14 protein-coding genes are annotated in these 24,979 nt (G+C 43.6%); 11 read left to right on the top strand and 3 right to left on the bottom strand.

The window, feature by feature from the left end:
• Window positions 1-4: 4 nt before the first annotated feature.
• The 3 genes from K7B07_RS25495 to K7B07_RS25485 all read right to left on the bottom strand — a co-directional run bounded on the left by K7B07_RS25495 (window position 5) and on the right by K7B07_RS25485 (window position 5,009).
• The gene (locus K7B07_RS25495) at window positions 5-3,283 is read right to left on the bottom strand and encodes a TonB-dependent receptor (RefSeq protein ID WP_223713374.1); all 3,279 of its coding nucleotides are present in this window, start codon (window positions 3,281-3,283) and stop codon (window positions 5-7) included.
• A gap of 97 nt (window positions 3,284-3,380) precedes the next feature.
• Window positions 3,381-4,337, bottom strand: coding sequence for a FecR family protein (locus K7B07_RS25490; RefSeq protein ID WP_223713373.1), 957 nt, complete (start codon window positions 4,335-4,337; stop codon window positions 3,381-3,383).
• Window positions 4,338-4,433: 96 nt separating this feature from the next.
• Window positions 4,434-5,009: an RNA polymerase sigma factor gene (locus K7B07_RS25485; RefSeq protein ID WP_223713372.1), complete on the bottom strand. Its 576-nt coding sequence runs from the start codon at window positions 5,007-5,009 to the stop codon at window positions 4,434-4,436.
• Window positions 5,010-6,138: 1,129 nt separating this feature from the next.
• On the opposite strand from K7B07_RS25485, the gene K7B07_RS25480 reads away from it, so the two are divergent.
• From K7B07_RS25480 to K7B07_RS25430, 11 genes are all read left to right on the top strand, one after another.
• Window positions 6,139-6,651: an RNA polymerase sigma factor gene (locus tag K7B07_RS25480; protein WP_223713371.1), complete on the top strand. Its 513-nt coding sequence runs from the start codon at window positions 6,139-6,141 to the stop codon at window positions 6,649-6,651.
• A 55-nt stretch (window positions 6,652-6,706) separates the two neighbouring features.
• Window positions 6,707-7,762: a FecR family protein gene (locus K7B07_RS25475; RefSeq protein WP_223713370.1), complete on the top strand. Its 1,056-nt coding sequence runs from the start codon at window positions 6,707-6,709 to the stop codon at window positions 7,760-7,762.
• A 94-nt stretch (window positions 7,763-7,856) separates the two neighbouring features.
• Window positions 7,857-11,090, top strand: a complete 3,234-nt coding sequence (locus K7B07_RS25470; protein ID WP_223713369.1) for a SusC/RagA family TonB-linked outer membrane protein — start codon at window positions 7,857-7,859, stop codon at window positions 11,088-11,090.
• A 19-nt stretch (window positions 11,091-11,109) separates the two neighbouring features.
• Window positions 11,110-12,810, top strand: coding sequence for a RagB/SusD family nutrient uptake outer membrane protein (locus K7B07_RS25465; RefSeq protein WP_223713368.1), 1,701 nt, complete (start codon window positions 11,110-11,112; stop codon window positions 12,808-12,810).
• A 10-nt stretch (window positions 12,811-12,820) separates the two neighbouring features.
• Entirely contained in the window at window positions 12,821-14,485 is a 1,665-nt protein-coding gene (locus K7B07_RS25460) for an FAD-dependent oxidoreductase (RefSeq protein WP_223713367.1), read from the top strand.
• 161 nt (window positions 14,486-14,646) lie between these two features.
• Complete coding sequence (locus K7B07_RS25455) at window positions 14,647-15,645, top strand: LacI family DNA-binding transcriptional regulator (RefSeq protein WP_223713366.1); 999 nt, start codon at window positions 14,647-14,649, stop codon at window positions 15,643-15,645.
• A gap of 28 nt (window positions 15,646-15,673) precedes the next feature.
• Window positions 15,674-17,581, top strand: a complete 1,908-nt coding sequence (locus K7B07_RS25450; protein ID WP_223713365.1) for an FAD-dependent oxidoreductase — start codon at window positions 15,674-15,676, stop codon at window positions 17,579-17,581.
• Between the two features lie 31 nt (window positions 17,582-17,612).
• On the top strand, window positions 17,613-18,338 hold the full coding sequence (locus tag K7B07_RS25445) for an SGNH/GDSL hydrolase family protein (protein ID WP_223713364.1): 726 nt from the start codon (window positions 17,613-17,615) through the stop codon (window positions 18,336-18,338).
• A gap of 37 nt (window positions 18,339-18,375) precedes the next feature.
• The gene (locus K7B07_RS25440; protein ID WP_223713363.1) at window positions 18,376-20,373 is read left to right on the top strand and encodes an FAD-dependent oxidoreductase; all 1,998 of its coding nucleotides are present in this window, start codon (window positions 18,376-18,378) and stop codon (window positions 20,371-20,373) included.
• Window positions 20,374-20,398: 25 nt separating this feature from the next.
• On the top strand, window positions 20,399-22,693 hold the full coding sequence (locus K7B07_RS25435) for a GH92 family glycosyl hydrolase (RefSeq protein WP_223713362.1): 2,295 nt from the start codon (window positions 20,399-20,401) through the stop codon (window positions 22,691-22,693).
• Window positions 22,694-22,719: 26 nt separating this feature from the next.
• On the top strand, window positions 22,720-24,888 hold the full coding sequence (locus tag K7B07_RS25430) for a GxGYxYP domain-containing protein (RefSeq protein ID WP_223713361.1): 2,169 nt from the start codon (window positions 22,720-22,722) through the stop codon (window positions 24,886-24,888).
• Window positions 24,889-24,979: the final 91 nt, after the last annotated feature.

The following is a 24,979-nucleotide window of genomic DNA, read 5'->3' as shown; positions in this document are numbered from 1 at the left end:
TGTTTTAGAAATGGTAGGTAATATTAAAACTAAAGGTTCTTCCGGGCGATAACTTATAATAGATCACATCTTTATCACGATCATACCTGATCTCTTTGTGGATAGGATCCCTGTGTATATCGTTCATCGGGTAAAGTGAAGTTCCACCGTTGCCATCGCTATAATGATTGGTATAGATCAATGAATAATTGTTCAGCAGGTTGGATACATTCAGCCTGAGCTCGATTCTTTTTTTCGCGAACCGGTAAGCGATCTGTCCATCCAGTGAGTTAAGGGGCTGCTCATACAAACTGGCTGAATAGATATTGGCAGGACGGAAGATGCGGCAACCAACATGATTATAGATTACGGAAATGGAAACAGCTTTTGCATCGTAAAACAAACCGGTATTGTACATATGATTACTGGCGCCCTGTTGCGGACGTTTTTGATCCGGTCCTGTTTTTTCTATATATATGATCTTTGTGGGGTCATCCGGGCTCAATTCATTGAGACTGATATCCATCGGAGTGAGAGCGGCCTCGAGGTAAGTGAAGTTTCCATATACCGTCAGCCCGTTCAAAACAGGTGCGCCGGTAAATGTAAACGATTTTCGTACTTCTATTTCAAATCCTTTGTTCCTCGCTTCTTTATTATTTTTAATCTGGTAACTCTTATTCACACCATCGAATTCCACAATCTCCATGGGGTAATGGATCTTTTTATAAAACAGCGATGCAGAAATGATCTCGCCCGGACCGGGATACCATTCATAACGCAGGTCGTAATTATCGAGGGTGGATGATTTTACGATATTGCTTTCGAAAATACCTCCTAGTTCAAAATCATATTCACGCATATATGCCATTTCCCTGAGATCGGGGCGGATGATGGATTTGGAATAGGCCAGTCGCACACTCATTTTCGGAGTAAGGGTATAAGTCAGGTTGGCGGAAGGGAAGATATTGAGGCTCGGTTCACGGTTCTTCAACATGCTGAGATCGTAATAACCCACTTCTTTACCCCGGTCGATATTGATGGATTTCTCCAATTGATCCAGCGCCTGGTTCACTTTATTCATATTAAAGTATTCGCCCCTCAGCCCCCATACCAGTCTCAGCTTACTACCGATGCGTGTATCCAGCATTGCATAACCAGCATGAAGAAGGGCCTTTCTTTTAAAATCGTCCGAGAAGCGACTGATATTAAAAACGAAGGAGGGAGCCTGTGGTGAAAACACTTCATCGATGGGGCGATACAGTTCGGTTGATGTCCCCGATCCTGTATTCAGTACATAGAAAAGACGGTCTTTACTCCATCCTGCATAACCCGTTTTGAAACTATTGCTGATAGCCAGTTTACCCAGCATGAACTGGAAGGGCACAGCCATTGAGAAGTCCCAGTTATAATTCTTTTCGTATGCCCGGCTCCACCAGCGCAATGCACCCGCATTGATGCCACTGCTCATCGGACTGGTGATGGTAAATTCGCTGGAAGGGAAAAAACCGGAGGTGTTTGTCAAGGCCAGCATCTGGTGATTGTCCGGACGGTGCCTGTCGAGCAGGGTATAGCTGCCCAGCCATTCTAGTTTGATACCAGCTTTGCCGACGGCATGTTCCCCCTTCAATTGATTTTGCCATAAGCGTGTATAAGTAGTAAGGTCATTATAGCTCATCATGTCCAGGTCTTCCGTTGCATTAGGATCGCCTCCTGTTCCAATGATCAGTTGCTGGTTGAGCAATCCCAGATACATGGATTGAAAGCTTAGTTTATGCTGTTGCGAAGTATAGCCTACGCCCAGCAATGCGCCGGTGTTGGTGGTGAAGCCATAACTTTTGTCGTTATCGATAACGAGCCCCGTCTTCGGATCATTGAAGCCAGCACGGTTTAGCGCCACCCGCTGCGTCTGCAGCGTATTCCGGTAACTCAGAGATGCAACAATTCCCAGTCGCTGATCCTGCTTCAAAGGGATCACGCGGCCCAGCGCTAATTGATAATTTTGTGATGGATGTGCTTTGCGTTCATAGGGCAACCAGTTATTGCTGACACGTGAAGGATCTTTTAGCTCATAGGCAGAACCGCCATCGGATAGCCCGTTCCATTCTGTCTGGTTCCTGATCTCCGTAGTATTGTTCCAATTCAGTTTTCCTAAAAGATTCCTGCTTTTGGAAGGAAGTCCGAAATATTCCCGGCTGCTCAGTTCCTGGGAAAGGAATTTCTTTCCGGTGGTTTGATCATTCACACTGATGCCCGCCGAAAAGCTGAAGAAGTCGGCGATGGGAATGGCCTTCGTTTCTACATTCACGTTACCTCCCCCGAATTCTGCATTCTGATCGGGGGTTATGGTCTTATAAACGATCACCTGGTCCACGAGATTGGAGGGAATGATATCAAAACTGAAATTCTTCCTGTTGAGCTCCGTGCTTGGCATGATCTGTCCGTTGATGGAGGATGAATTATAACGTTCGCTCAGTCCTCTTACCACGATGTATTTGTTATCCATGGCAGCAAGGCCGCTGATCCTTTTCAATACTTCTCCTACATTCTTATCGGGTGTGCGGGCGATCTGCTCAGCACTAATGCCATCGCTGATGCCCGGCGCTTTCTTTTGCCTGGCATATAAGGAGGCAACACTTTCTTTTTTTGCAGAAGCCCTCACCACTATGCCTGCCAATTGTCCTTTTTCCCTTTTCAAGGTCAGGTTCAAAGTAGAGACTGTATTGTTCTTTACTTCGATCTCATTCACCACTTTGCTGCCGTATCCCACAAAACTAACAGTGGCGGTATAATCGCCCTCGGGCAGGGAGATGCTGAAAGCGCCGTCGATATCCGATATCGTTCCTTTATTTCCGATATAGATACTTACCCCGCTAACAGGCTGCCCATTCTCTTCGTCGACGATCTTCCCGCTAACCTTGCCCGGTCCTTTTTGAGGCGTGGGAGCAACAGCAGGTTTATTTTTCTCAAATAATACAATTCCTCCGGCAACCTCTTTATAAGCTACATCCGCTCTCTGTAATAAATAATGTAAGATTTCCGATAAAGCAATCTGTTTAAATTCTTTCGGGGAGATACGCCATTGTGAGAGCCTTAGTTTACTAGCATCGTAAGCGATATTTACGGGACTGGCCTCTTTCAATTGCCGTATAGCGGCATCCAGTGTAACCTCCGCAAAGCGGATGGATAATTTTACTTTTTCGGGAGATTGGGCTTTTAGCCCGGGTGCCGCCAATATTATGCAGCATAGTGCCAACAATGGTCTTAGTTTGGTCGGGAGTTGTCTTCCTTTTGTTTTTTTGTTCATACCTTTATTATTCATTTTTTAAACTGGTAATGTCGCTTCGTCAAAAAATGGCATTACCAAAACGTTTGGCAAATCCCGCTGGTAACGGGATTTGCTTTTAATATAATGTGATTGTATTTCCCTGTATTTTGTACCGGATACTATGCACTTCCGCAACGGTGGCAATAATATCGTTTATAGAAGTCTTATTTATAAAGAATTTAGCATCATAATGCTGACTGCGAATACTGGCGGTGTTCGTAATTACCACTACGCCATAAATTTCCTTTAACTCAAAAGCTAGCTCAGAAAAGGAAGCCGCTTCCAGCAGCAAAATGCCTTTCTGCCAGGCCAACGCTTGCTTCCAGTCTAGGCTGTCAACAGTGAAATTGCCGTCTGCCCGGAGCCATTGCAATCTTCTCCCTTTTGATAGCTCTGTTAGAACTTTTGTACTATCGCTGATCTGCACACGCCCGTGCTCGACCCATACCTGTACGGCCGGGCGGCCGCTGTATGCCTGTATGTTGAAGGCTGTACCCAGTACTTTCGTTTCCAATTGGCCTGCCCTGACAATAAATGGTTTAGAGCTATCTTTTTGTACGGCAAAGAATGCTTCCCCTTCCACCAATTCCAGGCTCCTGGTTTGTTTTCCGTATTGGGAACTGTATTGCAGTGTGGTACCGGATTTCAGCCATACCTGCGAACTATCCGGTAACTGTATTTGCTTAATTTCACCCAAAGGGGCCGTTACGGTAAAATACTGTACAGGCTCTATGCGTCCGCCGGCCAGGAAAAGCCAGTAAATGCCGATCAGCAGCGCCGCTATACAGGCTGCAGCCATCAGCCTTTCACGGAGGGGCAGTATCTTCAAGCCAGCCGGGTTATGTATATGCTCCCAAATCCGGACCTGGATGCTTCCCCTGATGGCGTTTCTTTTACCGTCTTGCTGCCAAAGTCCGATCGGCTTAGTATCATCCACCGAATGATACCAATCATCAATAAACCTGCTTTCGTCTTCATTTGTCTTCCCAAGTAAATAATACCGAAGTAGTTTTAACCGGCTGTGAAGTTTCATATATAACAGTCCTCCTGCTATATACATACCGGTGGGGGCATGGAGTACTATACTTTCAATGTTACCGAATTGTGAATTCTGAAAAGGAGGGGTTGATTACAGGATAAAGGGCAGGAAAAGCGCCTGGTTTTGCAGGCGGTAGCGAAGCCGTTTAAGGGCATTGTGCAATTGGTTTTTAACCGTTTGTTCGGAAATGGACAGGCGCAACGCTATCTCCCTGATGGAAAGTTGCTGTTCGTAACTGAGGGTAAAAACTTCCCGCATCCTGACGGGCATGATAGCTATCTCCGATTGCACTCTATCTTTTAACGTGTCAAATTCGTAATGATCCTGCTTTTGTTCAGCTTCGTCAGGCAGGTTGTAAACAGATAATGGTAAATCCGTGACGCCTTTTTTGGCCGCCCGGTAAATATGGCGAATAACACTATATTTTAAAGCAGTAAATAGATAAGGTCTTAAGGTATCCTCAAGGGTGATCTGCTGCCGGTTTTCCCAAGCGTGAATAAAGATATTCTGTACAACATCTTTTGCTGTAGCTTCATCGGCAAGCCTGCGGTAAGCCATCGAAAACATTTCATCCCAGTAACGTTCAAACAAATCCGAAAAGGACGAAGTGTCGCCCTGCTTTACTTGTCTCCATAATTCAGTATCGTTCTGGATGTTTATTGCCATACACTGTTAACATTACAAAGAAAGACAATCTTTATTAAAATAATGTTAAGAGAAATTGATGCCGGCCTTCCAAACTTTGCGGTTCTTTACAAAAGACATTACAGGTGATATTATTAAGATAATGGTAGCCCCGGACGGGATCTTTCATTAATTAATGACAGCGAACAATATATAGAATACATTGAAGACTACAAAAAAAGACCTGAGTTTAAAGAGCGTTTAGGTGAATTAAAAAGGATTGCTGTATCATTTGTTTATAGATAAAAACCTTTCAGGATTTCTAGTCCGTCAGTTGGGGACGCACCACCTGATTTCGGCTAAGGACAAATTGTTGATGAGGTCCGTCCTTAACCGGCGGGGTATCGGGTTTTCGCAAGTACGCGGGCAATGGCAGCAGGAGTATTATCTGTTTTTATTTCCCCGGCAAGAGCTCCCGGTTGATATATTTTCGCAACCCAGGTTCCGGGCAGGCCAAAAGGTCACGTAAAAGAAGTTAGTTGCCGGAGGCAAATTTAGGGCGATATTGCCGCTTACGGCCATCCAAAACCCGTGAAGCTACTATGTCTGATAATACTAATAAAAGCCACGAGTCTGTACTAAATCTGGCTGACGAATGCCTTCTCGGATAGGTGTAAGAAGGGGTGTATTGCACCACATTACGAAAAGCTTTTGTTTAGTGGAAAAGCAACTATCCAAAACTGAACAAATCCAGGCCGGGAAAAGCCCGCAGTCTTATTTCTGAGCCGTAAACATCATTTTTCAGGTGCAAAGTATTAAGATGAAGAATTTAAGCCCCAGCTACAGATTGCAAGACCCGTAAAGTTTTTTTTTGTTACATTGCATGGGAAATATATTCTGATAGGGTATATCAAAGTAGATTACAGATCATCCTGTAACCTGCGTACCATTAAAATTGATTGGACGTATTTTTAACCATAAGAATGAACAGGCATAATATATCTCGAAATTCTTAAAGGAATCATTAAAAGCTGTCATAGGTTGTTGGTGCAGATTCGCAAATTCTTTTTGACGAATGCTTAAAAAGTGATTTCTTTGAAATCGGCTTATTAAGTTCTATCACACCAATACACAACTGATTGCGTTAAGCTTATAAACATTCATATTGGTAATGCAAGTCTTCGATGAGGAATATTTTAAAACTGTTTTCGAACAGTATTATGATAAAATATACACCGGTTTTTTTAGAAAGACCAGTAGTGCTGCAATCTCACAGGACTTAACGCAGATAACATTTATCAAGTTTTGGGAGTACCGTCAGTCTTATACCTTTGACTTACCGCTGGCACTGCAGTTAAACCGGAAGGCCAAACAGGTTTTAATTGACTGGCTGCGAAAAGAAGCTTACCAAAGACGTTTGATCAGGGAAATGAAAGAGTTCTCTTTAGATGCGTCTAACCTCAATAAACTGGAACTTACCGACACGCTTAGATCTGCTATTAACCAAATACCTCCTGCAAGAAAAAAAGTATTTACCCTGGCTTATGTAGAAGGTTTTTCTCACAGGGAAATAGCAGCGCAATTGAATATATCCGTAAAAACGGTTGATAATCATGTGCTTAAGGCATTGCAGCAGCTTCGGAAAATCCTGGCCCTCTATGCAATACTTGCAATCATTTCTTGATTTTTTTTTAGGACAGTAGGTAGTTTTCATTTTTCATACGTACAATTACTATTAAATGGCCGATACTGAACATAAGAAGCTGGTTGAAAAGTTCTTGTCCAATAAATGTGATTACCTGGAAGCTGAAGCGGCTTTTGGGTACCTGGAAGGAAATATTGACGCTTTGGATAAGATTATGTTTAGTGAGGATTTAGACGAGAATGAGATCCTGCGATGTACGGAAAGCCAGAAAGAGAGGACGTATAATACTATAATGGGCAAAAAAGCCCCGGTGGTAAGATTGTTTGTCAGAAAAATAGCCGTTGCTGCCGCAATACTTATGTCAATTTTGGGAGCATGGTATTATTTGAGTCAGAATAAAAAGAGCGAACCCCGCCAGGTAACAGCGATTGCTGAAGTACGTATAGAAAATACAACGCAACAAAATCAGATGTATGCATTGCCTGACGGATCTGAAGTGGTTTTGAGGCCAGAGGCTGCTATTTTCTATAAAAAGAATTTTAATGAGATCAGAACGATCAACCTGGTAACCGGTGATGCTTATTTTAAAGTGTTTCATGATAAAAAAAGACCTTTTGAGGTGCTATCAAACGGTATTGCTACCAGGGCTTTGGGAACCCGGTTCTGGGTAAGAAATTTTGATGCAATGGATGCCCTGGGTATTTCGCTCACAGAAGGAAAGGTCATGATTTATTCGGGCGATAGCCGGTTTGCAATGGAGCCGGTTTATTTACGTCCGGGACAAACCTGTTCTATTAATAAGAAAACAGGCAAAGTGGCAGTATCGAATAGTACGGAAGAGAAGAGGCCTGCCACCAGCTTGAAACCTGCTGTTAAAGCAAGCGACAGCTATGCCGATCGCTTAAACCGGATCAAATCTTCCACACACAGCATCGAATTTACCAATACAACATTGAAGAATGTTTTTGCCAAGCTGGAAGACCGGTATAATGTAAAGATAGTGGCTGATGATCCGCACATCATGCGTTATAATATAACCGGAACGATCTTCTACCGCGACTCACTGGATGTTATTATGAAATCGATTTGCGAGCTAAATAATTTGATGTATGAAAAAAGAAACGATTCGCTTTATCTAAAGAAAAGATAAGCCGCTTTTAGCGCCCGTCGCTACAAAAACGATTTAGCGGTCTTTTTACCGCAGGATCATTTTAATTAAAATTCTAATTTGAAAAAGAAATTGTATGAGACGATTTGCCTCACGATTGTTATTGCCTGTATTTTTAAGTTGTTCCGGCCATTTACTACTTGCCCAATCTGTTAATGTATCAGGAAAAGTGCTTTCCGAGTCGGGAGAAGTACTCTCCAGTACAACGATCACTATCGAAAATATATCAACAAAAGAGAAAAAAGGTATTGTGGCCGATATGCAGGGAAGCTTCCTGCTTCAGAACCTGAACGTAAAGCAGCGGTATAATATTTATTTCGATCATGTGGGCTTTCAACCTGATTCTTTGACCAGCTATTTCGTTTTAGCAAATGAAAAAAACAGCCTGCTTATCCGCATGAAACCGGTAAAGAATGCGCTCGACGATATTGTAGTGATCGGGTATAGTAAGGCCCGTAAAAGAGACCTCACAGGCTCAGTGTCTTCTGTAGCTACCGAAGCCCTGTCTGACAGAACATTGTTATCTCTGGCTGACGCGCTCAAAGGAAAAGCTGCAGGCGTTCAGATTACTCAAAACGACGGAACCCCCGGATCTGAGAATACGATCCGCATCAGGGGCGCCAGCTCTATCAGCGGTGGCACCACTCCTTTATTTGTTGTTGACGGCGTGTTTCAGGATGATATGAATAATCTTAACCCGGGCGATATTGAATCCGTTGATATTTTGAAAGATGCATCCGGAACTGCTATGTACGGTGCCCGCGGAGCTAATGGTGTTATTTTGATTACCACCAAAAGCGGGAAAGCCGGTAAAACAAGGCTGGAGTTATATGCTAATATGGCATTTCAAAAACCTGGTCATATGTTTGGAGTACTCAATGCCCCGGAATATGCACATGCCAGGTTTCTGGCTACCGGTTATCTTTTTACGCCGGCAGATGCGAACGATCCCGACAAACCTGCCTCTGTGCAGCCGGGATATACTTATTTCCGCGACAGTCCCTTAGGTACTCCGGGTAATTTCTGGGGAGTCGCATTAGATCAAACCTATGCGAACTGGCAAAGTTATGCGAGCCCTGATAGTATTAATACAGACTGGCAAAGAGCAATGTTTCAGAACAGTACTACACAAGACTACAGGATCAATATGACCGGTGGCACAAAAGATACCAAGTTCTCATTTTTGGGAGGGTACCTCGACCAGGGAGGGCTGGTAGTATATAGTGGTTACAGAAGATATAACGGAAGGTTTAATTTCCAGCAAAAACTGGCACAGGGTATCAATATCAGCACCAATATTGCCTATACAAAAAGCGAAACGAACGGCTTCCTCGCTAATTCGTTAAACGGAGGTATGACTTCCAATGCTATCATATCGAGTATGCTAGCTAAACCTCCGGTACAACCCTTAACATTTACAGATGAGGAAGATAATGCGGATGCAGAAGGCTTTATTACCACCAATCCTTATTCTTTGGCGAAAAATATAACCAATAAAAAATCGGTAGCAGATTGGTTGACGCGGCTGGCGTTGGATTGGACGATCTCCAAAAACTTCAGCTTCAGAACTACGGGAAATTTTACCAGCAATAGCGTTAATACTGATGCGTATTATCCCAAATTTACATCTGCCGGTTCCCGGTTTAACGGCAGGGCTTACTTGTCAAGAGGTAGTACCAACCGGTTCATGAATGAAAACCTGTTGTATTATAAAGGCCGTATAGGAAAAGACCACAGCTTTAATGGCGTAGCCGGCGCTACATTTGAACAAAGCAAACTAAACCTGGTTACAGCTGAGAATCAGGACTACGATGTGGAGCTGCTGGGTGTTTATGGCCTGCAAAATGGTAAAGTACCCATTATACCAACTTACAATATTACCCAATGGAGCATGGCGTCTTTCTTGGGCCGGTTAGAGTATGCTTATAAAGGTAAATATCTGGCTACGGCAACTTTCAGGGCAGATGGCTCCTCGCGATTCAGCCGCGATAATAAATGGGCCTATTTTCCTTCTGCAGCACTGGCCTGGCGTATATCTGATGAAAATTTTATGAAAGATCTTCGCTCCGTAAGCAATCTTAAGCTAAGAGCAAGTATCGGTCAGAGTGGTAATACTTCCATCCCGTCTTATCTTACGCTTTCTACTATCGGAACTTATTTTTCGCCAATGGATGGTAAAACACCCGACTATGGTGTGATTGTAGAAAGACCTGAGAACACTTCCCTGAAATGGGAAACTACCACACAGGTAAACACAGGGCTCGATCTGGGGCTTTTTGATAATAATCTGAATCTGACAGTTGAATGGTACAGCAAAACAACCAGGGATCTGCTGATACAAAAAATAACACCGGGTTATAGTGGTTATCGATCTACCTGGACGAACCTCGGCTCTATTCGAAACAGCGGGGTAGAAGCCAGCATCAATGCAGCTATATTCAAGAAAACAAAATTTACCTGGAACATCGACGCCAATATTGGATTTAACCGGTCGAAAGCAATAGAAATAGGCGCAGACCTTGGACTTGACCCAGGTGTAGTACCTGGTATTGGTACAACCGCTATTATACGCAACGGACAACCCATCGGCCAGTGGTTTGGGTACCAGACCAACGGTATCTGGCAATCGAGGGACGAAATTCTCGCATCGGGATTAACGGTTATTAACGGGCAGGATATTAATAGTATCAGACCCGGCACGCGGCGCTTTATTGATCAGAATGGCGATGGCATTATTAATACCGAAGACAGGGTAATACTCGGATTGGGCCAGCCTACCTTTATGGGGGGTATCACCAACTACTGGTCGTATCGCGGATTCAGCTTAAATATGGTGTTCCAGTACAGCTATGGTAATAAGATCTATAATGCTAATCGTGTTTCGCTGGAATCCGGCAGAAATACCGGTAATATGACCAAAGGCATTGCCGGTGCCTGGCGGCCGTCGCTGTACGATATGTCTTCAGGGGCATTGTTCGAAGCGGGTAATCCCGGCAATACCTACCGCATGCCGGGAAGCAGTGAAGAGTTATTAATGCTTTCGGATTGGATAGAAGACGGGTCTTTTATCAGATTGAGCGATATCACACTGTCCTATGACCTGGGTAGTTCCTGGCTGAAACGCTCTGGTATCAGGGGTGTGACCCTATTCGTCAGTGGCAAAAACCTGTGGATTCAAACCAAATACAGTGGTTACGATCCTGAAGTAAATACAAGACAGGGAGGATTTGGGGACCTGATGCCTTCGCTGGATTATGCCTCTTATCCCAGATCTAAATTCTATTCAGCCGGTCTTAAAATACAGTTTTAACGATTTTAACATGTTACATATGAAATCAGATAATATTAAAGTTTGGATGCCGGTGATGACGGCGCTTATACTGCTTGTATCGTCTTGTAGTAAGTTCCTGGAAGAGGAACCGCAAACACAATATACGGCCAACAATTTTTTTGTAGATAAAGTAACGCTTGATGCAGGTATCGTAGGAATGTATTCATCCGCCAAAGATCTGTTCGGCGTTTATACAAACACGCCCTTGTTTATGACGGAGCTGGGAACAGACGAAGCGATGTTCAAAGGCACTTCAGGGGTACGCTTCAACTTCGACAGGCATAGCTTTTCGGTAAGTGAAGGTGCTATTTATGAATATTGGATCAGGCATTACCAGATTGTTGCGAGGGCAAATATTTTGATTGATGCGGCTTCAAAACTTAGTGTACTTACAGAAGCGGAGCGAAATATTATTATAGGTGAGGCAAAATTTATCCGGGCATTTGTTTACTTCAGGCTGGTTCAGGCATTTGGTGAGATCCCTTTGATTGAGCTCCCGATAACAGGAGATTTCGATTATGGGTTGCCGCGCAGCCCGGTAAGCGAAGTTTATAAACTCATTCGTTCGGACCTCGATTTTGCCTCGGCTCCCAATGTATTACCTACTGCCAAAACCAACAATGGCCATGCCAACGCCTGGGCTGCAAAAGCATTGCTGGGTAAGGTTTATCTTACTATGGCATCAGCAAAAGAAGCCAATAAAGTACCGGGTTACCAAGCCATTTCTGAAAGTACAACGGAACTCTATACCAGGGCCTGGGAATTGCTAAAGGATGTAAAAGATAACAGCGGGGCTGCATTGCTGCCGGTATATGGCGATGTCTTTAAAATCGAAAATAAAAATGTAAATACAGAGTCCTTGTTCGAGTTGCAATTCAGTGCCATTGTGCCTTACGGTACTCAATGGACGAAAGAATATGGGATGATCTCAAGCGGGGGGACTATTAACGGAAATCCTGCCTATCATACCAATTCATTGATAGGTCAGTGTAACCTGGTATATGTTCCCAAGTTTTATAAGTACTACAAGCCCTCGCTTACAGCTCCCGACTATGATAAAAGGAGGGTTTGGAACCTTACCGACTCGCTAGTAAATATTGCCAACAATGCGCCATCCTCACTCACCTATATCTGGTCAACTTATAACCCGGACAGATACAATCAAACGGTTTTAGGACGTTGCGGGGTTACCAAATACAGGTGGGGCAATAGCTGGAGAGAAACCTCCGCGTATTTGTATTCCAACTGCCCGAATAATGTGATCGTTCTTCGCTTTGCCGACGTATTGCTGATGTTCGCAGAAGCTGATTACAAAAAGAACGGTACTATTTCCGAGGAAGGACTCGAAGCTATTAACGGGGTACGCCAGAGGGCCCGTGGATTAGATGCGAACGGTACACCGGTTACCCCCGATAAAACACCCGGTTTTAACAATTACACCGCGGGTGATATTACGATCAACGAAATTCTGATGGAACGGGCAAGGGAACTATGTTTTGAGTTTCAAAGGTGGTTTGACCTGGCGAGAACCGGTAAGTTTGAATATTTTTTAGAGCTTACAAGGCCGCCATCTAATACCGATATCGTTAATACAAGCACCCGGTTTGATCCTTCAAAAAATTACCTTTTCCCGATTCCTCAATCGGAGATAGATCTATCTACTAATAAAGACAATTTTAAACAGAATCCTAATTATTAAGATCATTCAAATGACACAATCAGCGTTGATATTACAGACAATAAAACTAAGGGCCTCGAAAACATCGATCGCCGCTGTTTTCCTGTTTTGCATTTTTATTTTATCCTTTAGATCTCCGGGGCCTATAGATCCCGCCAAAGCTGCTAACTATGATGTAGTGGTGTACGGAGGCACCGCATCTGGGGTAATGGCTGCTATATCGGCTGCCCGGGAAGGCCTGAAGGTAGTACTGCTGGAACCCAAGAGCCACATTGGCGGTATGGTAACAGGTGGACTGTCGGCTACTGATATCGGTCGCAGAACAGTGATAGGAGGATACCCGCTTGAGTTATATAAACGCCTCGGAAAATACTATAACTACCAGGTGTACACCAGGGATTCCATTGGCTGGTTTCCGGAGCCACATGTTGCCGAAAAAGTATTGAACGAGATGATTAAAGAGGCCAATGTTACTGTATTATACAGGAAAAGGCTTAAAGAAAAAGGCGGTGTTGTTAAAAAGCAGAACAAGATCGAAACTATCGTTATGGAAGATGGTTCGATCTATCATGGAAAGGTTTTTATTGATGCCACTTACGAAGGCGATTTAATGGCTTTTTCCGGGGTTTCTTATACATTTGGACGCGAGGCCCAAAGTGCGTACAACGAATATTCAGCCGGTATCCGTGAAGGATCCGGCTCACGCAAAGCCTACGGCAGTAACGGGAAACTGTTGCCGGGAATACAGCCTGACCCACCCGGCCCGGTGGGATCAGGAGATAAAAAAACACAGGCCTATAACTTCAGGTTGGTATTGACCAATACTCCGGAAAATAGAGTGCCTTTTCCCAGACCGGAGCGTTATCAGCCCGCACGGTACGAAGAATTACTGGATCATGTTTTAAGGACAATCGATAATTATGGGCCCGACTCTGCCGCCAGGAAAATGTTCCCGGGTATTGGGAAAATACCGAATCATAAAGTCGATCTGAATACGGCCGATTATGTTGGCGGTAACTGGGATTATCCTGATGGTTCCTACAAAAAACGGGCAGAAATATGGAAAGATCATATCAACTACGTAAAGGGCTATGTATACTTCCTTGCCAATGATAAAAGATTACCGCAAGCATACCGTAATGAGTTTAGTAAATGGGGCCTGTCAAAAGATGAGTTTAAGGATAATGATAACTGGCCTTATGAACTTTATGTAAGAGAAGGCCGCAGAATGCTGGGGGCTTATGTGATGATTCAGAAAGATGTGGTATCAGAACTTCAGAAGCCTGATCCCATCGGATTGGGATCGTACGGGCTGGATGTGCATAATGTTCAGGGCTATGCTACAGAAAAAGGCATATTGAAGTACGAGGGTGGTTTGCAGCGCACCGAGCCGGAAAGAATGAAACATATCCCTTACCAGATACCCTATCGTTCGCTGGTTCCCCGGAAGGAAGAGGTATCTAATCTTTTGGTTACTGTATGTATTTCTATGAGTCACGTGGTCTGCGCTTCTTTAAGAATGGAACCTCAGTATATGATTATCGGACAGGCAGCGGGAGCTGCAGCCAAACTGGCGATAGCTGAAAATACTTCTGTCCAGGATGTTCCCTACAGTAAGTTAAAGCAGTTGCTCCAAAAAGGAAACGTGCATACAGAATCAAAAATTAAACGCCTGGACGATATAAAGGAAAAATAGCTAATTCCCTATTCGATTAAACAAATACCGTTGATGATCTGCCAGACCATAATAATGTATCCGTAGTTTCAATAGAAGAACCCTTATGGCGAATCAGAATGCAACACCGGAAAGATGAAACTCTGCAATCGATGCTACGGTATAAACATTAAAGCAATCGTATGATCTCACTGAAAACCTTTGCAAAATTAGTGGGCACTTCGCCGTCTACGGTCTCTTTTGTATTGAATGGTCGGGCGGAGGAGATGCGGATCAGTAAAGCAGTGAGCAACCGGATACTGCAAAAGGCGCGGGAACTTTCTTATAGGCCTAATACTATTGCTGTGGCGCTTAGAACAGGTCAGACAAAGGTGATAGGCCTGATAGTAGAGGATATTGCCAACCAGTTTTTTTCAAGTCTTGCCCGAACAATTGAAGAAGAACTCAACACATTTGATTATAAAGTCGTGTATTGCAGTTTGAAGAATCATCATAAAAAAGAAGCAGACCTGGTGCAGCTAATGAAACACCAAAGGGTTGACGGTTTTTTAGTAACGCCTACTGCGGAGATGGAATTGTCTTTGCGTGATATTGATATTAATAAAACACCGGTTGTGCAAATAGACCGTTACCTGCCGGAGCTGCATTATCCCTATGTTTTGGTTGATAATTATAAAGGTATTGTGTCGGGCGCAGACTATCTCGTTAAAAAAGGAAAAAAGAAAATTGGTCTGATAACGGTAGGGATCGACCTGGTGCAAATGAAAGACAGGGAAACAGCCTTTGTTGATACATTAACAAGAAGTAAGCTGGCGGCTGATCTTGTTTTGCGTGTGCCCTATAACAGTGCTGATATTGACACGATTCGTTTGATACAGGACTTTTTAGCGTTACATGTTCCGGATGCCATTCTTTTTACAACCAACTATTTAGGTATAAGTGGCCTGAAGGCTATCAGGAATTTGCAACTAAGAGTTCCGGAACAGCTTTCGGTTTTATGCTTTGATGACAATATTATGTTTGATCTGTTATCTCCATCTGTAACAGCGATCAGGCAGCCTGTTGCCTCGATTGCGCAAACTGCTGTTCGCATTTTAATGGGAGAGCTGGGCGTTATCGATAAAGTTGAAAAAAGAATGGTATTAATGGAGCCACAGATAATATTTCGCGAATCTGTTTAAACAGGATTGTTTATCTAAATATGAATTTATGTGTATAGGTTTTAAAGGTGCAAAAATAAAACGGTTGTTTTGCCTGCTTGCTATGCAGCTATTGGTTAACATGGCTATTACCCAGGATACCAAGGCTGTTTCTATGTACGACCTGGTTATAGTGAGTGGCACACCCAGCGGTATTATGTGCGCCATTGCAGCCGCCCGCGAAGGGAAAAGATCTGTTATCCTTGAACGTACAAAACATATCGGCGGTCTTCCCGCAAATGGCCTGGGTGCAACCGATATAATTACGCGGTCAGCTACGGGAGGATTATTCTTGGAGTTTGTGACCCGTATCAATAAGCATTACGAGAGCGTTTATGGTAGCAATTCACCACAGGTAAGGGATGCAAAGGGCGGATATCATTTTGAGCCCTCCGTCGCCGAAAAAATAATGCACCAGATGCTGGAGGAACAACCTCTGGTAACGGTGAAAATAAACCGGCAGTTTGATGCTTATCCTGAGTATGCTCAAATGGAAAGAAATCAAATAAAGGCCATTACGGTATTGAACAGGGAAAACAATACTTCAGAAACATATAACGGAAAAGTGTTTATTGATGCCACTTATGAAGGAGACCTGATTGCGGCTGCCGGTGTGCCTTTTTCATTAGGCCGTGAAGGTAAAACAGAATACAACGAACCCTATGCGGGAATCGTTTATAAGTTGTGGGAGAAAGACGGGCAGGAGGCGGGTAGTTCCAACCTGGGCGACAATGCCATACAGGCTTATAACTACAGGTTGTGTCTGACAACTGACAACCAAAAAAAAGTACCGATACCCAGGCCCGCCAATTACAACAGGGAAGAGTATGCATCGATTGTTGATGATGTACGGTCCGGGCTGCATTCAGGCGTAGAATGGGAATTACAGTCAGTAACTGAAAAAGAGCGGAATCAACAACGTTTGCTAAAAGGCCTGCCGCCTGAAGGTAAGAATATACCACAGGGAATGCAACGCCTGGTGAATAAGGTTGTATTGCCCAATAATAAAACGGATGCCAATAATCAGCATCGCTCATTGGTTTCAACAGATCTGCCCGAGGAGAACTGGGCATGGCCGACATCTGACTGGCAATGGCGCGACAAGTTTGCTGAAAGATTGAAGGATTATACGTTGGGGCTTTTGTATTTTGGTCAGAATGACCCGGCTTTACCGGCCTGGTTTAGAGATTCATGTGCTTTATGGGGACTTGCTGCCGATGAGTATACAGATAATGGAAATTTTCCAAGGCAGGTGTATGTACGCGAGGGCAGAAGAATGAAAGGTGTTTATGTGTATAAAGCAGGAGATGCGCTCCCCGTACAAAAAGGCAGCCGGCCACCACTGCATAAAACAAGTATTACCGGAGGTCATTATGGTATCGACTCACATGCCACACGTAAAAGAGAAAAGGGGCAGAATACCCTTGAGGGATTCCTGAGTTACTCTGCGGCGCCATACACGGTTCCTTACGAAGTGATCGTTCCTCCTAATGTCGATAACCTGTTAGCGCCGGTTCCGGTATCCGCTACCCATTTAGGACTGGCTACATTGCGAATGGAGCCTTGCTGGATGGCATTGGGCCAGGCTGCGGGCGTGGCTGCTGCTGTTGCCATCGATCATAAAAAAACGGTTCAGGATATTGACCGGCAAGTGTTACAGGACAGGTTAATCGATCAGCGGGCCGTATTGATTTGCTTTAAAGATGCCGGTCCTTCCAATCCTGATTTTAAAGCATTACAGTATTTAGGTCTTAGAGGATTTGTGACAGATTGGAATGCCCGCTTAAAAGATGTAGCAACAACTGCTGCTATAAAAAACTGGGAAGAAAAATCGGGATTGGAATTGGCAGATTGGGCAAACGGGAAAACCCGCGGTGAGGTATTAACACATATTTATCAAAAGCTAAGGAAGAATTGACCTTCCTGTAATCAACATTATAATAATTAAGATGGAAAGAAAAGATTTTATCCGTAATGCATCTATGCTTTCACTGGGGCTATTGGGAGCCGGGAAGGTGAAGGCAGGTGATAATCCTGTAGAAAAGCCGGAGTTAATTGTCAATGCAGGAATAGCTGGAAATAATACTAAAAACCTGTTACAACGTATTGAGCCCGATTGTCTCAGGCATCGCCCCAGCCTGGTAGTGATGATGATAGGAACCAATGATATGAACCATGGCAAGTATGTGCCATTGCCGAAGTATAAAGAAAATCTCGAGTTACTGTCAGATGGGATTTTGAAGAGCGGCAGCCAGTTATTGCTCATGACCATTTTACCTTTTTATGAGCCTTACCTGCTTACCCGTCATCCGGCTTCTTTTTTTGAACCAGAAGGCGCAGAGGGGCGCCGAAAAGCAGTTAACGATGCTATAAAAGAAATAGCCCGGAAAAAACAAACCTCATTTTTAGATATGGGGGCCTTATTTGAAAAAGTAGGCAAAATAGGTTTGGGCGCTGATTCCCTTTTAAGAAATGAGGCTAATACAGGCAAAACGGACGGTGTTCATCCAACAAGAGACGGATATTGCCTTATGGGTGTAACAATAGCTCAGTATTGTTTATATAATCACCTCCCGGTGCAAAGAGTTGTTTGTTTTGGCGATAGCATTACCAAAGGCGACGGCAGCATAGACAAAGAGAGTTACCCCGCTTATATTAATAAAGTCCTTTCCTGATTCCTTTTTAAAAATAGTAATGAATTAAACTCAGATCATGTTTAATAAAATAATTCTTTTCCTTTTACTTACAGGATCACGTTTGCTGGTATCCGCTCAGTCAACTTATGATATTTGTGTTTATGGTGGAACTTCTGCCGGTGTTATTGCTGCCTATACGGCAAAAAAAATGGGGAAGTCGGTGATTTTGATTGAACCTACCCGGCGTTTGGGGGGTATGACTTCAGGTGGTTTAGGTTTGACAGATATAGGAAATAAATATGCCATCACGGGCCTGGCTCATAATTTTTACAGGCGTGTGGGGCGGTATTACGGAAAATTCGAGCAATGGATTTTTGAACCGAAGATAGCCGAAGCCGTCTTTTTAGATTATATCAGGGAAGGAGCTATAAAAGTGGCTTATGATACCCGGCTGCATTCAGTTGATAAAAAAGACGGTTCAATCCGTTCGATTATTCTCGAAAACGCATTGGCTCCTGACCCTGCTACCAATATAACGATCTCCGCTAAGATGTATTTGGACTGTTCTTATGAAGGAGACCTGATGGCCAAAGCCGGAGTGAGTTACACAATTGGCCGTGAAGGTAATGCACAGTATAATGAAACACTGAATGGCGTTCAGTTAGCGGAGGCAAAAAGTATCTATCATCAGTTTCCTGATGGAGTAGATCCCTATAAAATTCCTGGAGATCCCAAAAGTGGCCTTTTATGGGGCGTTAGCGGTGAGCCGCTGCAACCCAGGGGTACCGGCGATAAAAAAGTGCAGGCTTATTGTTTCCGTTTATGTCTCACCAACGATCCGCAGAATATGGTCCCCGTAACGAAGCCAGAGGGCTATGATCCTTCGCGCTATGAATTATTAACCCGCTTTTTTCCCGTACAGCTCCCTGAAACAATCTGGTGGAAACATTTTAAACCCATGCCCAATAACAAGACCGATATCAACAGTACCGGCGGCTTATCTACAGACATGATCGGAGCGAACTATAATTATCCTGACGGATCTTATGAAGAACGAAAACAAATCATTAAAGATCATGAACTATATACCAAAGGATTGCTTTATTTCTATGGTCATGATCCGCGCGTTCCCGAAGATATGAGAAAGGAAATGTTGAAATGGGGTTATCCTAAAGACGAGTATGTTGAGAATGGTCATTTCTCGCCACAGTTATATGTAAGAGAGGCCAGGAGGATGATAGGGGCGTATGTAATGACACAGCATAATTGTGTAGGTGATGCCGTTGCAGAGGATGCTATCGGAATGGCAGCTTATAACATGGATTCACACAATTGTCAGAGAGTTATCGCAAATGGGATGGTAAAAAATGAAGGAGACGTACAGGTGGGCGGATTTCCCCCTTACCCCATTTCATATCGTTCTATTACTCCCAAAATAACTGAATGCAAAAACTTATTGGTTCCGGTTTGTCTCTCGGCTACGCATATTGCCTACGGCTCCATCAGGATGGAACCTGTTTTCATGGTGTTGGGACAATCTTCGGCTGTGGCCGCGTCAATAGCTATAGACGGGCACAAACCGGTACAGCAAGTGGATATAAAAGAAGTTCAGAAGATGTTAAAGACAAATCCATTGGTGGATAACAGCGTAGTGGAAGTGTTGGTTGACGATTCGGACTCTTTACATATCGAAAAAATCGGTCAGTGGCAGGTTAAAAAGGGTGGTACCTACGGTCTTTCTGGCCTTTATTGTACCAATAACAGCCAGTTGAATGAGGTTCGATTCAAGCCTTCCATTTCACACAGTGGAAAATATGCCATTTATACGTATGTGGTGAATCGTATTGCCAATCCCACTTCTACAATTACCCATATAATCAACAATGGAACTAAAAGAACGGAAGTATTGATCAATATGGCTGATGTTTCAGTAAAAGGCCAAACAACAGGAGAATGGGTACATCTGGGCGATTTTGATTTAAAGAAAGGCAATAATGCTTATGTAGCTATTACCAATAAAAATGCTGACGGTACCGTTATGGCTGATGCCGTATTATTTGTGCCAAAAAAATAAAACAACTTAAAATAATAATCCTGAAATGAGATTCAGTTTATCAATCCTGTTTATATCTCTTTTTGCCCTGGGGGGTAAAAGTCAGAATATAAATGAAAAAATAACAGAGCCTGTCGGTTATGTGAATACACTGATGGGTACGGCATCCAAACATGCTTTGTCAAATGGTAATACGTATCCGGCAATTGGCATGCCATGGGGGATGCATTTATGGACGCCTCAGACAGGGAAAATGGGTGATGGCTGGGCCTATACTTACGATGCTGAAAAAATCGTCGGATTTAAGCAGACACATCAGCCCTCACCCTGGATGAACGATTACGGACAGTTTGCGATCATGCCGTTTGTGGGTTCTTTGAGATTTAAAGAAGACAGGGGGAGTTGGTTTTCACACAAGGCCGAGACCGCAACACCTTATTATTATAAGGTGTACCTGGCAGACTATAATGTAACCACAGAGATTGCGCCTACCGAACGTGCTGCCATATTCAGACTAACCTTTCCCCAATCTGACAGTGCTTATATCGCTATCGACGCTATGGACGGCGGAGCTTTTGTTCAGATCATACCGGAAGAAAGAAAGATTATCGGGTACAGCCGGAAAAGTAAACTGGGCATTCAGGACAATTTCAAAAATTATTTTGTTATATATGTTGACCACGATTTTGATGTTTCTTATACCTGGAATGGCAAACAATTGGATAAGACAAATAAAACCATTACATCAGAACAGGCCGGCGCCGTAATAGGATTTAAAACAAAAAAGGACCAGCAGGTTCATTTAAAAGTAGCTTCTTCCTTTATCAGTTTTGAACAGGCTGAAATAACCCTAAAGCGGGAATTATCCAGCTATAACCTGGAGCAGGTTGCAGCCCATGCTAAAAAAGTATGGAATGACAAGCTAAGCAGGATATCGGTGCAGGGTGGCCAGGTAGATGATATAAGAACTTTTTACTCCTGTTTATACCGGATGCTGCAATTTCCGCAAAAACATTATGAAATAGACGCAAAGGGGCAACCGGTTCATTATAGTCCTTATAACGGTCAGGTGGTTCCCGGGTATTTATTTGCCGGAACAGGCTTTTGGGACACTTTCCGGGCATTGTATCCTTTCCTCAATTTAATGTTCCCCTCTATCAATAAAGAAATGCAGGAAGGGCTGATAAACGCTTATAAAGAAGGTGGCTGGTTACCCGAATGGTCCAGCCCCGGGTATCGTAATACTATGATCGGAAATAATTCTGCTGCTGTTGTCGCAGATGCCTATCTGAAAGGACTGAGGGGATATGATATTCAGACCTTATATGAAGCAATGCTGAAGGGCGCCAATAATGAAGGACCTTTAACAGCCGTTGGCAGAAAAGGCGCTGCCTACTATAATAAACTGGGTTATGTTCCCTACGACGTGGATATCAGGGAAAGTGCAGCCCGCACCCTGGAATATGCGTATAGTGATTTCACTATAGCCCAGCTTGCAAAAACATTGGAGCGGCCTAAAAAAGAAATTGAGCTCTACCGTCAAAGAGCACTCAATTATAAAAACCTTTTTGACGATACCACCAAACTAATGCGCGGGCGTAATGCTGACGGCAGTTTTCAATACCCTTTTAACCCGTTTAAATGGGGTGATGCATTTACCGAAGGAAACAGCTGGCATTACTCCTGGAGCGTTTTTCATGATATCAGCGGATTGATCCGGCTTATGGGAGGTGAGAAAATGTTTATGCAGATGCTGGATTCTGTTTTTACACTTCCGCCTGTTTTTGATGAAAGCTACTATGGAAAAGTAATACATGAGATCAGAGAAATGCAGATCATGAATATGGGACAGTATGCGCATGGAAACCAGCCGATCCAGCACATGACCTATCTGTACAATTACGCCGGGGCCCCCTGGAAATCACAATTCCGTATAAGAGAGGTGATGAAGCGGCTTTATAAACCTACACCTGATGGCTATTGCGGAGATGAAGATAATGGACAAACATCTGCCTGGTATGTTTTTTCTGCATTGGGTTTTTACCCGGTATGCCCGGCTACAACGCAGTATGTTTTGGGAACGCCTTTATTTAAGAAAGCGACGTTGTTTTTAGAGAACGGAAAGACCTTTACCATCAGTGCGCCCAATAACAGCAGTGAAAATCTATATATTAATACGGCTGCTTTCAATGGCAAATCCTATGATAAAAACTGGATCGATCATTTCGACATTATGAAAGGCGGCACGTTCCGGTTGCAGATGAGTAATGTGCCGAACAGGCAAAAGGGCACTGCAGCCGACGATTATCCTTACTCTTTTTCAACCGATAAAAGCAGCTAATTTTTATCCAATAAAATACAATGTATATGATTAACGGTCGCTTATGTAAATGCCAGGTATTGATCTGTCTATTGCTATTGTCTTTAACAGCTTTTTCTCAGGGCCAGGAATCCTGGTGGCCCGAACAAAAGCTGCCGACACAGATAATAAGAGTATCCCCCTCCAATCTTGCACAGCGAAATCTCGTTCAATCTGTTTCGGGTTTGGCCGCAAGGGCTGTAAATGCAGGTACCAACAACGAATTGGTGTGGACCAATGTTTCGGGTGCCGCTTATAATTATTACCTTTCCGGGTGGCTGGCACGTACATCGGTTGCCGATAACGGAAATATTACAGTATGGAATTTAGTAGACCGGTTTAAAAACAAAGGCGTGGTAAAAGGCTATGTTTTGTATACCGAGGGAGATTATTCGGTAAACTTTGCAACATTATACGCCTCAATGTACGATGCCATTTTGGTAGAAGCCGGACTGGAATCTACGGCAATTGCTCACGGGTTGACATTAAAGTACGACGCGAGGCCGTTGAATTCAAAAACCTCCTATACTCAAGCCTGGTTTGATGGTATTAAAGGCGCGTTAAATAATAAAATGGTGGTTACTATTGCACCTAATGATTATCGTCAGCGTGAAATGGCCATCTCCAATAATTGTATGGTTTATTGGGGCGTTGATGATTTTTATAACACAATTTTGTCATGGATGAAGCCCAATAGTCCGGTTGTAGGGTGGAACGAAAATGAAGGACCGGCAGTGGTTGCCTGTTCCAAATATGGCATGTTTACTACAGGTGCTACGGTAGTGAACCTTTCCGTGTTATCGGCCGGCGCCAAGCAGTTGACACCGCCTAAGGTAACCAACATTAACCCGAGAACACTGGATTTTTCAACCGGTAGGCATTATCATTCTTTTGTGCTGAGCGACGGTGATAATATGATGATCCAGGCGACCAGTCTTCCGCTTATACCCGAATACTGGGGTAATCCCGATATTAATAACGTGCCGATGAACTGGACTAACTGTCCGGTCAACTTATCAGAAATGATACCGGATGCCTGGAATTACTTTGTGAATACTACTACTGTTCCGGGTAATTTGATTGAATTTGGCGGCGGATACCAGTATCCTGATTATTTTGCACAGTCCCGGGATGGGGATGCAGTGACCATACAACGTGAGTTTGCCGAAATCGTCAATAAAAGAATGAAAGCAACCGGCACTAAAGTGTTCAGTTTTATTACAAGAAACAGCCTGAGCAGTGCTGAAGCTTTGGGAGCCTACCAGATATATGCCGAAACGATTGATGACCTTGTGGGCATTGTAGCGATTCAATATATTCCTTACAATGCCGGCGGCGGTAATATTTATTGGGTAACGAATAAACAGGGTAAACATATACCCGTATTTACCGCAAAGTATCAGATGTGGGCAGATCTAAATCAGTATCCGAACTCTGGTAATCCAGCCGTTATTGCCAGTTTGATTAATTCCGCCGCAAATCAGTCTCCGACTCCCACTATAGACTGGACAATAGTACATGCGTGGTCCTACTTCAAAAAGGATGCAGGAGGAAATATCAGCGATGCGGTTTCAACCGATGCCGGAGCTTTAAGGGGGGTAACACCGGTTACCTGGGCAAAGGCATTATTAGATACCAATATTAATGTGGTATCAATTGAAGAATTACTCTGGCGGTTACGGATGAAATATTATCCGGCAGAAACGCAGGCCGTTATCGATGGCTTTCCGCAGCCGTTATCGACGAACTTCAGAACCATTACCGCAAATAAGATAAACGGCTCATGGAATATAAGTTGGACTGTAGACAACGAATCAAATACAAAAGAATATATCATTGAAGCGTCCGGAGATGGAAAGCAATGGAAGGAAATAGGCCGTCAGGCGGCAAAAACTATTGGTGCATCCTCACAAAAAGTGAAATACGATTTTGTTGTTCCCGGAACGGTTGAAATAGCCGGATTAAGTATAATGCTCTTGTTTCTGATTCCTGCTTTTGGGTCGCGCCTGACACGCTTAGGTATTGGAGTTGCTGCTATTGCTTTGCTGGCGGCTTGTAGCAAGAGCCATAAGATCGATAACAGTACAGATAACGGAAATGGTGTATTTATCCGTATTACCGAGCGTTCCTTTGATGGCAAATTAAGCTGCTCGAAAGCCGTCAGGGTACTGGAATGACCCTGATTGAAAAGGATTTTATCAGTAAGATTACTTTGTTGGGTTTGTTTCGGCTTCTCCGGTTTCATAAAAGTGGTTCAGGTAAAAAGTA

Source organism: Niabella beijingensis (genome assembly GCF_020034665.1).
GTDB lineage: Bacteria > Bacteroidota > Bacteroidia > Chitinophagales > Chitinophagaceae > Niabella > Niabella beijingensis.
This window is presented reverse-complemented; position numbering and strand designations above follow the sequence as displayed.

Bases quoted from the DNA above. Each gene is read 5' to 3' on its own strand.
- K7B07_RS25495 (WP_223713374.1), bottom strand. From the start codon at position 3,283: ATGAACAAAAAAACAAAAGGAAGACAACTCCCGACCAAACTAAGACCA.
- K7B07_RS25430 (WP_223713361.1), top strand. From the start codon at position 22,720: ATGATTAACGGTCGCTTATGTAAATGCCAGGTATTGATCTGTCTATTG.
- K7B07_RS25460 (WP_223713367.1), top strand. From the start codon at position 12,821: ATGACACAATCAGCGTTGATATTACAGACAATAAAACTAAGGGCCTCG.
- K7B07_RS25480 (WP_223713371.1), top strand. From the start codon at position 6,139: ATGCAAGTCTTCGATGAGGAATATTTTAAAACTGTTTTCGAACAGTAT.
- K7B07_RS25465 (WP_223713368.1), top strand. From the start codon at position 11,110: ATGAAATCAGATAATATTAAAGTTTGGATGCCGGTGATGACGGCGCTT.
- K7B07_RS25435 (WP_223713362.1), top strand. From the start codon at position 20,399: ATGAGATTCAGTTTATCAATCCTGTTTATATCTCTTTTTGCCCTGGGG.
- K7B07_RS25450 (WP_223713365.1), top strand. From the start codon at position 15,674: ATGTGTATAGGTTTTAAAGGTGCAAAAATAAAACGGTTGTTTTGCCTG.
- K7B07_RS25440 (WP_223713363.1), top strand. From the start codon at position 18,376: ATGTTTAATAAAATAATTCTTTTCCTTTTACTTACAGGATCACGTTTG.
- K7B07_RS25490 (WP_223713373.1), bottom strand. From the start codon at position 4,337: ATGAAACTTCACAGCCGGTTAAAACTACTTCGGTATTATTTACTTGGG.
- K7B07_RS25485 (WP_223713372.1), bottom strand. From the start codon at position 5,009: ATGGCAATAAACATCCAGAACGATACTGAATTATGGAGACAAGTAAAG.
- K7B07_RS25455 (WP_223713366.1), top strand. From the start codon at position 14,647: ATGATCTCACTGAAAACCTTTGCAAAATTAGTGGGCACTTCGCCGTCT.
- K7B07_RS25445 (WP_223713364.1), top strand. From the start codon at position 17,613: ATGGAAAGAAAAGATTTTATCCGTAATGCATCTATGCTTTCACTGGGG.
- K7B07_RS25475 (WP_223713370.1), top strand. From the start codon at position 6,707: ATGGCCGATACTGAACATAAGAAGCTGGTTGAAAAGTTCTTGTCCAAT.
- K7B07_RS25470 (WP_223713369.1), top strand. From the start codon at position 7,857: ATGAGACGATTTGCCTCACGATTGTTATTGCCTGTATTTTTAAGTTGT.